Below are 12,852 nucleotides of genomic sequence, written 5' to 3' on the forward strand. Positions count from 1 at the left end.
TGCCTGCCGTGGCTGACCGACCGCTGATCTTCCTTGACGTCGACGGACCGCTGATCCCGTTCCGCGCCCGTCCCGGCACCCCGCCGGGCCGGCGGCTGCTGGCTTCTCGGGCGCGAGTCCGGGAGGGTGGGGGGACGGCTGACCCCGCGACACGGAAGAAGACGAGATGACGACGCTGCCCTACCGCGATCCCGAGCTGCCCGTGGCGGACCGGGTCGCCGACCTGCTGTCCCGTCTCACGCCGGAGGAGAAGGCGGGGCAGCTCACCCAGCACTTCTACTTCGGTGCCCCGCAGGTGCCGGACGGCGCCGATCTCGCGTCGCTGCCGCCGGAGCAGCAGGCGCTGGTGCTGGTGGAGGACGCGGTCCGGGACGGGCGGGCCGGCTCGCTACTGTTCGTCCGGGACGCCGCCACCGTGAACCGGATGCAGCGGACGGCGATGGAGAGCCGGCTCGGCGTACCGCTGCTGTTCGGTTTCGACGTGGTCCACGGGATGCGCACGATCCTGCCGGTGCCGGTCGCGCTGGCCGCGAGCTGGTGCCCGGAGACGATCGAGGTCGGACAGGCGGTGGCGGCGCGGGAGGCGCGGGCGCTGGGCATCCACTGGACGTTCGCCCCGATGATCGACATCGCCCGGGATCCGCGCTGGGGGCGCATCGTCGAGGGCGCCGGTGAGGACCCGTACCTGGGTGCGGCCGTCGCCGCGGCCCAGGTGCGTGGCTTCCAGGGCGATCTCGGGCCGGACCGGCTGGTCGCCGGGCCGAAACACTTCGCCGGGTACGGTGCGGCCCGCGGCGGCCGTGACTACGACGACGCGGACATCTCCGACTCCGAGCTGTGGAACGTCTACCTGCCGCCGTTCAAGGCCGCGGTGGAGGCGGGTGCGCTCAACGTGATGAGCGCCTACATGGACCTCAACGGCATCCCGGCGTCCGGCAACCGGTGGCTGCTCACCGACGTACTGCGGGAGGCTTTCGGTTTTACGGGTTTCGTCGTCTCGGACGCCAACGCGGTCCGGTCGCTGGAGGTGCAGCACTTCGCCCGCGACCTCACCGACGCCGGCGCCCGCGCGGTCGGCGCCGGGCTGGACATGGAGATGTGCATGGCCGACCCGGCGTTCGCGCGGCTGCCCGCGGCCGTCGCCGCCGGCCTGGTCACCGAGGAACAGATCGACACCGCGGTACGGCGGGTGCTGACCGTCAAGTTCCGGCTGGGCCTGTTCGAGAACCCGTACGCCGGCGACGGGCGCACGCTCGATCTGGCCGCGCACCGGGACACCGCGCGGGTCGCGGCCGAGCGCGGCATCGTGCTGCTCAGGAACGACCGTGGGCTGCTGCCGCTGGCCGCGCCGGGCCGGGTCGCGGTGATCGGTGAGCTCGCCGACGCGAAGCGGGACACGCTGGGCCCGTGGGTCTTCGGGCACGACACCGCCGAGACCGTCACGATCCTCGACGGGCTGCGCGCCCGGTTCGAGGTCACCCACGCGCCCGGGGCGCACATCCCCGGCCGGATCTTCCCGTCCATCTTCGACCGGATGGAGCCGCCGGTCACCGCGCCGGCGGACCAGGACGACGAGGCCGAGATCGACCGCGCGGTCGCGCTGGCCGCCGACGCGGACGTCGCGGTGGTCGTGGTCGGCCAGCGGCAGAACCAGATCGGCGAGAACGCGTCCTCGGCCACGCTGGACCTGCCCGGCCGGCAGCTGGAACAGCTCCAGCGGATCACCGCGACCGGTACGCCGGTGGTGCTGGTCGTGATGTCCGGCCGGCCGCTGGACCTGCGGTGGGCGGACGCGAACGTTCCCGCGATCGTGCAGGCGTGGTACCCCGGCACGTCCGGTGGGCACGCGGTGGCCGCGGTCCTGGCCGGTGACGTCTCCCCCGCCGGGCGGCTGCCGTTCACCTGGCCCCGGCACGCCGGGCAAGTGCCGATGATCTACGCGCACCACCGTACGTTCGCCCCGCAGGACCAGGACAAGCGCTACTGGGAGGAGGAGAGCACGCCGCTCTACCCGTTCGGGCACGGGCTGTCCTACGCGTCCTTCGGCTACGCGAACCTGCGGACCGCGGCCGGCAGCGTCGCGGTCGGCGAGACGACGGAGGTGTCGGTGGACGTCACCAACACCGGGTCCCGCGCGGCCGACGAGGTCGTCCAGATCTACGTCCACCAGCGGTACGGCAGCGCCTCCCGGCCGGTCCGCGAGTTGAAGGGCTTCCGGCGGGTGACGCTCGCCCCCGGCGAGACCCGGACGGTCACGTTCCCGCTCGGCCCGGCCGAACTCTCCTACTGGAACGCGGCCACCCGCACCGTCGTCCAGGACCCCAGCACGATCGACATCTGGGCCGGCGGCTCCTCCACCGCGACCACGACGACGCGGCTGGAGGTAACGCCGTAGCCCCGATGCTCCCGGCCGCCCGTAGCCGCCGGCCCGGCGCGGTACGGAAGCGCGGCCGCCGTGTCCACCATGGACGGCCGTGCCGTTGATCACGGGCCGCACCACGTACCCCCGCCACGGTCTTGACGTTAGATTTAGATCTTCTGATGTCCCGACCGAAGTGAGTGGGCATGTTCGTGCGACGAATCGCCACGCTGGGGCTGGCGATACTGGTGACGATCGGTTCGGCGGCGAACACCGCCACGGCCGAGCCCGGCGGGGCGGCTGCGGTGGTGAACGAGGACGTCTTCCCCGGTGCGGTGCTCGGCGGTCCACGGACCGGGCCGCTGGCCACGTCGGTGCCGGCCGCGGGCGGTGACTCGCTGCGGGCTCTCGCGGCCGAACCGATCGCCGGCTTCACCTGCGACGGGACCGCCGGGCCCCGGGTCGAGGTGCTGTACGTGCGTGAGGCGTCGATGCCGGACCGGTACGCGGCGATACAGCCGCTCATGCAGGCCTGGCTGATCAACACGGATGCGGCGTGGAACGACGGCGCCGCCCGTCACGGCAACAGCCGGCACATCAGGTACCTCACCGAGACCGTGGACGGCACGTGCCGGGCCGTGATCCGCAATGTCGTGGTGCCGGCGGGCGCGCTGGCGACGTTCGACGCGTCGATAGCCGCGGTCAAGGCGCTCGGCTACAACGCCGCCTCGAACCGCAAGTACCTGATGATCACCGAGGCCACGGTCATCTGCGGGGTGGCCCAGGGCACGAACGACGACCAGCCGGGTACGGCGAACGTGGCAAACACGGCCGTACGGTACGCCCGGGTCGACGCCGCCCCGAACTGCCTCGGCGCGAACGCGATCGCGCACGAGTTCGGGCACACGATCGGCGCGATCCAGGACAGCGCGCCGCACTACAGCGAGCCGGGGCACTGCAACCAGGGTTTCGACCTGATGTGTTACGCCGACACGTTCACGCTGGACTGCCCGCAGTACGACCACAAGCGGCTACCCGACTGTGGCTTCGACGACTTCTTCAGCACTCAGCCGGCGGCGGGGACCTACCTGGCCACGCACTGGAACACCGCCGACAGCGTGTACTTCCGGGCCGGCACCAGCGCGGACAATCAGAACTACCCGCGCTCCGGCTGGACCTACTCGGTACGGAACGTGGCCTCCGGCGCGGCGCTCGACATCGACCCGGCCGGCGGCACCGTGCGGGATTCGCTGAAGTACCTGCACGCCACCACGGCGTCGAGCACGGCGCCCAGCCAGAAGTGGCTCGTCTCGTACGACACCGGGCTGCAGCTGCAGAACCGGGACAGCTTCTACTGCGTTGACACCGCCTACAGCGGCGTGACCGCGGGCACCCGCGTCCTCCAGTACCCGTGCAACGGGCAGGACGGCATGCGGTGGGCCTACCTGCCGCACGCCGACGGCTCGTTCACGATCCTGAACTGGCGCAACGGCCTGGCGCTGACCCAGCCGTCCACCGCCGGGGCCCTCGTCGACCAGCAGGTCTACACCGGTGAGGCGAACCAGCGGTGGTCCTTCACGAGGATCGCCGACCCGGCCGGGCCGGTCGACAACGCGGTCTACAACATCGCCGCGCTGAGCAACCGGGCAAGCCTGGTGGCGCCGGTGGGCGCCGAGGTGGGCGAGGTGATCAGCCACGCCGCGCGCAGTGCGAACACCACGCAGCAGTTCCGCCTGGACGCGATCGGGTCGTACTGGCAGCTGGTGCACGTGCGCAGTGGCCTGTGCGCCGCGAACACACAGGACGCGACGGAGGGTCTCGACCTGACGCTGCGGACCTGTAGCACCAATCCCCTGGGGCAGCAGTGGACGCTGCGGCGGGTGGCCGACTCGCGGTTCATCCTCGTCAACCGGCACAGCGGGAAGGTCGCGACGATGACCACAGGGCTCGGTTCCCCCATCGAGCAGCAGACCGGCACGCCGAACAACGAGGCCCAGATCTGGGCGTTCGAGCGGGTGTGACCACCGCCTGACGTGCGGCGCCCCGTCGCGTGAGCCCGGGGCGCCGCACGCGCGCACGGCAAGCGCGCGTGTGCGGAGAATATGCACGCTCTCTGATATCGACGCGACGTGACCTCGACGTCACTGATCACGCATACGGAAAGGGCCCCATGCGACATCATTCCCGGCTGCTCGCCGCCGGCCTCAGCCTCCTGCTCGGCGCGGGGCTGCCGGCGCCCGCCACCGCCGCGTCGGCGGCGGATCCCAAGGCCAGCGCGCTGCTGCTCTTCGACGGCGGCGGCGAGACGTTCAATGACGTCAGGTACCACTCGTTCCGGATCCCGTCGCTGGTGCGCACCTCGCGGGACACCCTGCTCGCCTTCGCCGAGGGCCGGGTCGCCTCCAACCGCGACTACGGCAACATCAACATGATGGTGAAGCGCTCCGAGGACAACGGGGCCACCTGGTCCGGGCTCGGCGAGGTGACCGGCCAGGGACCGGGCACCTGGGGCAACCCGACGAGCGTGGTCGGCGCCGACGGCACCATCTTCCTTTTCCTGTCCTGGAACGCGGCCGGCATGAGCCAGTTCGGCGACGAGGGCACCACCCGGATCAGCGCGTGGGGCGAACGCCGGGTCAAGCTCTTCACCAGCAGCAAGGCCGAGGACGGCACGGTGTGGCACGGCCCGGTCGACCTCACATCGGCGGTGACCCCGAGGACGCACGCGGACGGCTCCGTCTGGGACTGGGACGCGGTCGGGCCGGGCGCCGGGGTCCTGACGGCGTCGGGGCGGCTGATCGTGCCGGCCACGAACCGCAACATCTACAGTGACGACGGCGGCGTGACGTTCCAGAGTGCCCCGATGGCGGCCGGGCAGGAGGTCACCGGCGAGAGCACGCTCGTCGAGCTGACCGACGGACAGCTGATGCGCAACGACACCCCGAACCGGTCGGTCTGGTCGACGGACAAGACCAGGTGGGTCGCGCGGGGCACCATCGAGGGCGGTTTCGGCCCGTACGCCCCGGAACCGGCACTGCCGGACCCGCACGCGGAGGCGTCGATCCTGCGGTACAACCGCAACGCCCCCGCGCGTCTGATCTTCCTCAACTCCGCGAGCACCGGCACGCGCACGGCCATGCGCATCCGGGTCAGCCTCGATGAGGGAGAGACCTGGTCGGCCGGCCGCGCCCTCACGACCGCCCCGCTGCCGGCCTGGCCGCAGCTGGGTACCGGCCGGGTCGCGGAGGGCGGCTACTCCAGCATGGCAAAGACCGCCGACTTCACGGTGGGCGCGCTCGTCGAGGTCAACGAGGACACCGCTGACAGCCTCACGTCACACCGGTCGATCGTCTTCCGCAAGATGAACCTGCCCTGGATCACCGGCTGAGCGGCGTGGCCGGGAACGCGCCGGTGATCGTCCACGGGATCCTGGCGCCCCGGCCATGACGGCTCGATGACTCAGACCCGGCGGTGGTGGGACAGCTCGCGATGGTGGGCGGCGCCGGGGTGGGTGGCCGGGTCGGTGTGGACGGTGACGCGGTCGAGGCGAGGGACGGCGTGGGTGAGGCGGTGCTCGGCGTCGGCGGCGATCTCGTGGGCGGCCTGGAGGGTCAGGTCGGCGTCGAGAACGATGTCGGCCTCGGCGTGCATGCGGTGGCCGATCCAGCGCAGGCGCAGGCCGGTGACGTCGCGGACGCCGGGGACCTGGCGCAGCGTGTGTTCGGCCGTGTCGACCAGGGCCGGGTCGACGCGGTCCATCAGGCGGCGGTAGACCTCGCGGGCGGCGTCCTTGAGGACGAACACGATCGCCACCGCGATGATCAGGCCGACGACCGGGTCGGCCCAGCGCCAGCCGAGCGCGGCACCACCGGCGGCGGCGACCACGGCCAGGGAGGTGAAGCCGTCGGTGCGGGCGTGCAGGCCGTCGGCGACCAGCGCGGCCGAGCCGATCCGCCGGCCGATCGCGATCCGGTACCGGGCGACCAGTTCGTTGCCGAGGAAGCCGATGACGCCGGCGGCACCGACGAACGGCAGGTGGGTGATCGCGGCGGGGTGCAGCAGCCGGTCGATCGCGGTCCAGCCGGCCAGCGCGGCGGAGCCGGCGATGACCAGCACGATGACGATCCCGGCGAGGTCCTCGGCGCGGCCGAAGCCGTAGGTGTACGCCCGGGTGGCGGCGCGCCGGCCGATCAGGAACGCGATGCCGAGCGGTACGGCGGTGAGCGCGTCCGCGACGTTGTGCAGCGTGTCGCCGAGCAGCGCGACCGAGCCGGACGCCACGACCACGGCGGCCTGGGCGAGCGCGGTGGCGCCGAGCGCGGCCAGGGAGATCCACAGCGCGCGCATGCCCTCGCGGGACGCCTCCAGCGCGGCGTCGACCTTGTCCGCGGTGTCGTGCGAGTGCGGCGTCAGCCGGTGCCGCAGACCCGGATGACCGTGGCTCGGATGACCGTGGTCTGCATGGTGCCCGCTCATGGCGCCGCCTCCGGAATCCGCCGTCGAAAGACCACGCCGATATTAGGTTCGCATGTACGCACGCGACAACGCGGCAGCAGCCAATCCGGTGCAACAGCGGAATCGCGGAGATCCGACGGTGGACGCATTTATCATCGGCCCATGAGCCGCAGAACCGCGGAGGCCGTCGCGTGGCTGCAGACCGATCCGGACCTGGATTCGCTCGTCGACGCGTATCCGGCGGAATGGCAGCGGGTGCGCCGCGATCTAGACGCGATGATCGCCCGGGACGACGCCGAGGAGCTGAAGGCGTACATCACCCAGGTGTCCCGGCCGGAAGCGGCCCGGCCCGGCCGGGCGCGCTCACAGCGCGACCGGCTGCTCGCCGAGGTACGCCGTCAGATGGCCATTCACCTGCTCAAACAGCAGATCCTGAGCGCGTCGACCGGCGTCACCGAGGGCCGGGTGCGGTTCGGGCTGGTCAACGGGTTCGTCGCGCAGCGGCTGCTGTTCCGGCGTGCGCTGGAGCGCAAACCCGTACCGTTGGGACGGTTTCGGTTGATCTGGCCGTTGCTGACCCAGCGGCGGCGGCTGATGCCGCTGGTGCAGAAGCGCGGCATCTGGTGTTTCTATTCGAAACCGCTCGTCCGGCGGCTGGCGCGGCTGATCGACGGCCGTTCCTGCCTGGAGATCGCGGCCGGTGACGGCACGCTGTCGCGTTTTCTCGCGGCCGAGGGCGTCGATGTCGTCGCCACCGACGACTACAGCTGGAGCGGCAGCGTCGACTTCCCGGCGGACGTCCTGGAGGAGGACGCGCGCACCGCGCTGAAACGCCATTCGCCGAAGGTGGTGATCTGTTCCTGGCCGCCGGCCGGAAACGCGTTCGAACGATTCGTGTTCAGCACGCCGAGCGTGGAGCTGTACGTCGTGATCGGGTCGCGGCACCGGGAGAGCACCGGCGACTGGGACGCCTACGAGCGGCAGACCGGCTTCACGATGACCACGGACGCGCGGCTGTCCCGCTTGGTCCTGCCGCCGGAGGTGGACCACGCCGTGCACCTGTTCCACCGGCGGGAGCCGGGATAGACATGTTCGTCCATGTCCTTTTCTGATCGAGTCGGCACGGGCGATCGCGCGCCCGCCTGCCCGGATGAACACTGTGTTGCATCGGTGTTACGGGGTCATCAGGAAGGACACGACAGTGCCGAACCAGCTGCAACGCCTCCTCGCCGGCGCGCTCGCCGCGATGACGATGGTCCCGGCCGCCGCGGCGGCCAGCCAGTTCCGCGGCATGAACTGGGCTGTGCTCGGTGACAACTTCAGCACCGGGCCGCTGGTGCTGCACGGCCTCAGCCAGTCCGACAGCAACGCGACCGGGCGGGCCAAGGCGAACGCGCTCTACGACGACATGGCCGCGATCGGTGTCAACACGGTCCGGCTGCCGATCAACACGCACACCGTCGGCACCACCTGGCGGAACGCCTACCGGGGCGCGATCGACGCGGCCACCGCGCGCGGCTTCAAGGTCATCCTCGCCTACTGGGAGGACGGCGCCGCGTCCGGCGGCCGGATCACGAACCTGGCCGCGTGGAACACCATGTGGTCGAACGTGACCTACACCTACGGCGCTGACACCAACGTCTACTTCGAGCCGATGAACGAGCCGCACGGCTACACCTCGGCCGAGTGGCGCACGGTCGCGGCGAACTGGATGAGCTACCACTACTCCGCGGTCCCGGCCCGCACGCTGATCGGCGGCACCGGCTACAGCCAGGACCTGCGGGACGTGTGCAACGACAGCCGGTTCAGCGGCACGCTGCTGTCCTTCCACCACTACGCGTTCTTCTACAGCCCGATGACGTACGACGCGTTCCGCGGCCACGTGCAGACCCGGCTCGGCACCTGTGCGTCCCGCGCGGTCGTCACCGAGTACGGCGTGCCGATGTCCACCGGCCTCGACGACGCGGACGCCAACAGCACGGACAACTTCGTCCGGCACATCCGCGCGGTCACCCAGGTCATGCGGGACAACCGGATGGGCGGTGTCTACTGGCCCGCGCTGGGCGGCAAGCCCACCGGCACGTCCGGCTTCGACCACTACTCGATGTTCTCGCTCACCGGCAGCGGCACCGCCCTGGACCTGACCGTCCGCAACGCCTCCGGCCGGGACCGCATCCGGTACGGCTGGGGCCTCTGACACCGCACGTCCAGGGCCGCCGCGATGCGTACGCGGACCCGCATGCCCACCTGCCTGCGGGGCGGGTCGCGCGCGTGGGCCCGGAGGCGGCGGGGACACCGACCGCCTCCGGGCCCGGCTTCGTCACGGCCCGGAAGACCAGCAAGGGTGCGAAGGGCTCATGGAGTGTCCGGGCGGAACAGTCGTGGGGCGAAATCGATGAGGTTCTTCTGCCAGGCGTCCCAGCCGTGCGGGCCCTGCGTGACCCCGGCGAACTCGTACCGGATGCCCAGGCGGTCGAACGCGGCCATCGTGGCCATCGTGAAGGGGTACACGAAGTCGGTCGCGTTGCCGACGTACACCCGGAGCAGTCGTGTGCCGTTGTTGATGGCCTCGGCGTCGTAGCCGGTGGGATCGACGCCGCCGCCCGGTGTGCCGATCGCCGAGGAGAAGGTGCCGATGTAGGCGAACTCGCCGGGGTGGTTCTTGAGAACGTCGTATGTCTGGAATCCGCCCATCGACAGACCGGCGAGCGCCTGCCGTGCCGGATCGTCGGCGATGCGGTAAGCGGCGCGGGCCGCCGGAACGATGTTCTCCCGCAGCTCCCTCGTGAAGTCGGGAACGTTGCCGTTGCCCATCACGACCACCATCGGGACGATGTCGCCGTCCCGGAACTGGTTGTCGAGGATCTGCTTGGCACGGCCCATCTCGACCCAGTCGGTGTAGCTCTGGCCGCCGCCGTGCTGCAGATAGAGCACGGGGTACGCAGCCGGCCGGTGCGGATCGTAGCCCGGCGGCGTCCACACGTACGCCGAGCGTTGCTCTCCGGCCACGGTGCTGTGATAGGTGAGCGTCTCGACCGTGCCGCCCTGGCCGGGCGGGGCGTCGGTGAGCAGGCGTGCCCGCTCACCGGGGACGAGGAACGTGCTCCAGGTCGGCTCCGTGGTGATGCTCGCCGGGTTCGAGGTGTCCTTCTTCGAGACGCCGTCCACGAGGAATTGGTAGTAGTAGAACCATGGCTTGAGCGGTCCCACGGTTCCCCGCCACCGGTCACCGGCGCGGGTCAGCGGAACGTTGACCCAGCTGCCGCCGGGGGCCCAGTTGCCCCAGAGCGTGACCCGCTCCGCGCCGGTGAACTCGGTGCCGGTCTCGACCGTGACGAAGGTGTCGCCGTTGGCGAGTGTGGTGAGCCATGGAGTCGGAGTCGTCCCGGGCGCCGGGGGCGTGAATTCGTGCCGTAGGGGAAGGTGACCGTGGCTCGGGCCGTGGTCCGGCGCGGAGCGGAACAGCCGGGGCACGAAATCGGCCAAATTCTCCTGCCAGGCCGTCCAGTTGTGACCGGCGTCGGGGTTGACCCCGTCGAATTCGTGCCTGATGCCGGCCCGGTCGAGCCGGCGCAGCAACCGGTAGCTGGGGTTGTACGACGGGTCGGTCACATTGCCGGTGTACAGCCGCAGCAAGCGGGTGCCCCTGTCGACCGACCGGGCGTCGGCGTGGAAGCCGTCCTCAGGGTAGGCACCGGCGAACGACCCGACGTAGGCGAATTCGCCCGGGTGGGTCAGTGCGGTGCGCAGGGCGTGCGTGCCACCGGCCGACGCGCCGGCGAGTGCCCGGTGCCCCGAGTCGCGGGCGACGTGGTACCGGGCGTGCACCGCGCGCACGAGGTGCTTCAGCTCGTTGCGGAAGTCGGAGGTGCCGCTGCCGCCCATCACGACGACCATCGGCTCCATCCGGCCCTCGGCCGAGAGACGGTCCAGGATCTGCCGGGCGCGTCCAAGCTCGGTCCAGTCGGCGTGGCCGCCGCCCGCACCGGGCTGGAGGTACAACACCGGGTACGGCCGGCTTCGGCGCGCGTCGTACCGCGGCGGGGTCCATACGTTCGCTGCCCGGCCCCGGTAGGTGATCGTCGTGATCGCCCCACCCCGGCCGGCGGGCACGTCGGTGAGGAACCGCGCGGAGTCACCCGGGATGAACACGGTGCGCCAGCTCGGATCCGAGGTGACGGTCGCGGTGTTCGTGGAATCCGCGAAGATCCTCGTGCCGTCGCCTCTGAGCCGGTAGTGGTACAGCCCGGCCGGCAGCGGCCCGATCACCGACGTCCAGGCATCACCGGAGCGGACCAGGCCGAGTTCCGACACGTTCGAGGACGGGCCGAAGTTCGCCTCGACCACGACCGACGACACGGTGCCGACGGCGCTCTGGACGTCGGCGGCCGGAACCCGGAACGACACGAAACCCTCGGACACGGTGACCCAGGGCGCCGCCGCGGCGGACACCGGTTGCGTCCCGGTCAACGCGGACGCGCCGCATATGACAGCGGCGACGAGGACCGCGACGAACCGGCGGCGTACGGCGGAACGGCGCGATCGCCGCCGCGGACGGGAAGTGGGCGTCATGTGGACTCCTCCTGGAAGGCGATCCGGCCCCTCAGGATTACATAGACGACAATAAATTTGCATGCCGCACCGGACGGCGCCGGGCTCTCGCGGGCCGTCACCCCGCCGGGCGAGGCGCGGCCGCCACCGCGAGCACTGTCGGGCCGGGCTGCGGGTCCGACTCGGTACAGTGCTTTCGCAAAAGCGCTTCGGAGGGAATCCGGGCGGCACACCGGAATGGGGCGGACGTGGCGGCGGATCAGCGGGTCACCATCTACCAGGTCGCCGACCGCGCTCAGGTGAGCATCTCCACGGTCTCCAACGTACTGAACAAGCCCGACCGGGTCAGCCCGGCCACCCGCGCCCGGGTGCTGGCGGCCGCCGACGAGCTGGGGTTCGTCCCCAAGGCGCAGGCGGTCAGCCTGGCCCGGCGGGCGGCCGGCCGGATCGGCGTGATGGCGCCGTTCACCTCGTACGGGTCGTACCTGCGCCGCCTGTCCGGGGTGCTGACGGCAGCGCGCGAACTGGAGATCGATGCCGTGGTCTTCGACCACGTGTCGGCCGCCCTGGCATCGTCGCCGGTACTGGCCAGCATGCCGCTGCACGGCCGGCTCGACGGCCTGATCGTGATGGGCCTGCGCATCGAGGACGCCATCGCGGACCGGCTCCGCGAGCGGGGCCTGCCGACGGTGGCCGTCGACGCGGACAGTTCGCTGTTCAGCCGCGTCGTGATCGACGATACCGACGGGGGCGGGCTGGCCGCCGCCCACCTGCGCGAGCGCGGGCATCGCCGGGTCGGGTACCTGCTGGAGCGGCAGGTGTCCGACTACGAGTCACAGGCGATCCGGCGGCTGTCCGGCTTCCGCCGGGTGATCGAGGCGGGCGGCGGCGAGGTGATCGTCGCGACCAGCGACAACTCCGTCGACGCGGCTCGACGCGCCGCTGCGGCGCTGCTCGATGCGGCGGACCGGCCGACGGCGATCATGGCGCATCACGACACGCTCGCCGTCGGCGTCCTGCTGGCCGCCCGCGATCGAGGGCTGCGGGTTCCGGCGGACGTGGCCGTGATGGGATTCGACGACGGCGAGACGGCGACGGCGGCCGATCTGACGACCGTCCGGCAGCCGTTCGAGGAGTCGGGCAGCATCGCGCTGTCGGTGTTGCTGGGTCACGTCGACGGCACCCGGCCCCGGTCCACCACCGTGCTCGACGTGCGGCTGGTGCAGCGCTCCACGACCTGAGAGACGCCCTGGTCGTCGGCGTCCTCCGGCGTCGCGCCGACAATAAAAGTGCTTTTATAGAAACGCTTGACACGCCTGTCTCGATGCGGTTTCGTGCTTGTTACGCGAACGCGGGACGGGCCGCCCGTCCGGCGTAGCGGGCCCCACCCCCTGATCCCAGCGCCGCCCGGCCCCCGGCGGCAGCCGCACGCCGGCCGGGGCGACGTACCGATAACCACGTCATCGCACGGCCGATGGTGATCTCCT

Annotated in this window: 8 protein-coding genes; 6 read left to right on the forward strand and 2 right to left on the reverse strand. The window is 71.2% G+C overall.

Features of this window, described 5'->3' with window-relative positions; all coding sequences use genetic code 11:
• The first annotated feature begins 166 nt into the window (after positions 1-166).
• The 3 genes from J2S42_RS09305 (at position 167) to J2S42_RS09315 (ending at position 5,747) form a co-directional block, all read left to right on the forward strand.
• On the forward strand, positions 167-2,395 hold the full coding sequence (locus tag J2S42_RS09305) for a glycoside hydrolase family 3 N-terminal domain-containing protein (protein WP_307237575.1): 2,229 nt from the start codon (positions 167-169) through the stop codon (positions 2,393-2,395).
• 170 nt (positions 2,396-2,565) lie between these two features.
• A complete protein-coding gene (locus J2S42_RS09310) occupies positions 2,566-4,380 on the forward strand; it encodes an RICIN domain-containing protein (RefSeq protein WP_307237578.1) in 1,815 nt (604 codons plus the stop codon).
• Positions 4,381-4,529: 149 nt separating this feature from the next.
• Positions 4,530-5,747 carry a sialidase family protein gene (locus tag J2S42_RS09315; protein WP_307237581.1) on the forward strand — a complete coding sequence of 406 codons (1,218 nt, stop codon included), beginning with the start codon at positions 4,530-4,532 and terminating at the stop codon, positions 5,745-5,747.
• 71 nt (positions 5,748-5,818) lie between these two features.
• Here the strand turns inward: J2S42_RS09315 and J2S42_RS09320 are convergent, their stop codons facing one another.
• Complete coding sequence (locus J2S42_RS09320) at positions 5,819-6,835, reverse strand: cation diffusion facilitator family transporter (protein ID WP_307237584.1); 1,017 nt, start codon at positions 6,833-6,835, stop codon at positions 5,819-5,821.
• 141 nt (positions 6,836-6,976) lie between these two features.
• Between J2S42_RS09320 and J2S42_RS09325 the strand changes: the two genes are divergently transcribed.
• Positions 6,977-7,900, forward strand: a complete 924-nt coding sequence (locus tag J2S42_RS09325) for a class I SAM-dependent methyltransferase (RefSeq protein ID WP_307237587.1) — start codon at positions 6,977-6,979, stop codon at positions 7,898-7,900.
• Between the two features lie 115 nt (positions 7,901-8,015).
• Positions 8,016-9,011: a glycoside hydrolase family 5 protein gene (locus J2S42_RS09330; protein WP_307237590.1), complete on the forward strand. Its 996-nt coding sequence runs from the start codon at positions 8,016-8,018 to the stop codon at positions 9,009-9,011.
• Between the two features lie 158 nt (positions 9,012-9,169).
• Here the strand turns inward: J2S42_RS09330 and J2S42_RS09335 are convergent, their stop codons facing one another.
• Entirely contained in the window at positions 9,170-11,386 is a 2,217-nt protein-coding gene (locus tag J2S42_RS09335) for an alpha/beta hydrolase (RefSeq protein ID WP_307237593.1), read from the reverse strand.
• A 227-nt stretch (positions 11,387-11,613) separates the two neighbouring features.
• Between J2S42_RS09335 and J2S42_RS09340 the strand changes: the two genes are divergently transcribed.
• Positions 11,614-12,606, forward strand: coding sequence for a LacI family DNA-binding transcriptional regulator (locus tag J2S42_RS09340; RefSeq protein WP_307237596.1), 993 nt, complete (start codon positions 11,614-11,616; stop codon positions 12,604-12,606).
• The last annotated feature ends 246 nt before the right edge of the window (positions 12,607-12,852 follow it).

Source organism: Catenuloplanes indicus (genome assembly GCF_030813715.1).
GTDB lineage: Bacteria > Actinomycetota > Actinomycetes > Mycobacteriales > Micromonosporaceae > Catenuloplanes > Catenuloplanes indicus.

Bases quoted from the DNA above. Each gene is read 5' to 3' on its own strand.
- J2S42_RS09310 (WP_307237578.1), top strand. From the start codon at position 2,566: ATGTTCGTGCGACGAATCGCCACGCTGGGGCTGGCGATACTGGTGACG.
- J2S42_RS09315 (WP_307237581.1), top strand. From the start codon at position 4,530: ATGCGACATCATTCCCGGCTGCTCGCCGCCGGCCTCAGCCTCCTGCTC.
- J2S42_RS09325 (WP_307237587.1), top strand. From the start codon at position 6,977: ATGAGCCGCAGAACCGCGGAGGCCGTCGCGTGGCTGCAGACCGATCCG.
- J2S42_RS09335 (WP_307237593.1), bottom strand. From the start codon at position 11,386: ATGACGCCCACTTCCCGTCCGCGGCGGCGATCGCGCCGTTCCGCCGTA.
- J2S42_RS09320 (WP_307237584.1), bottom strand. From the start codon at position 6,835: ATGAGCGGGCACCATGCAGACCACGGTCATCCGAGCCACGGTCATCCG.
- J2S42_RS09305 (WP_307237575.1), top strand. From the start codon at position 167: ATGACGACGCTGCCCTACCGCGATCCCGAGCTGCCCGTGGCGGACCGG.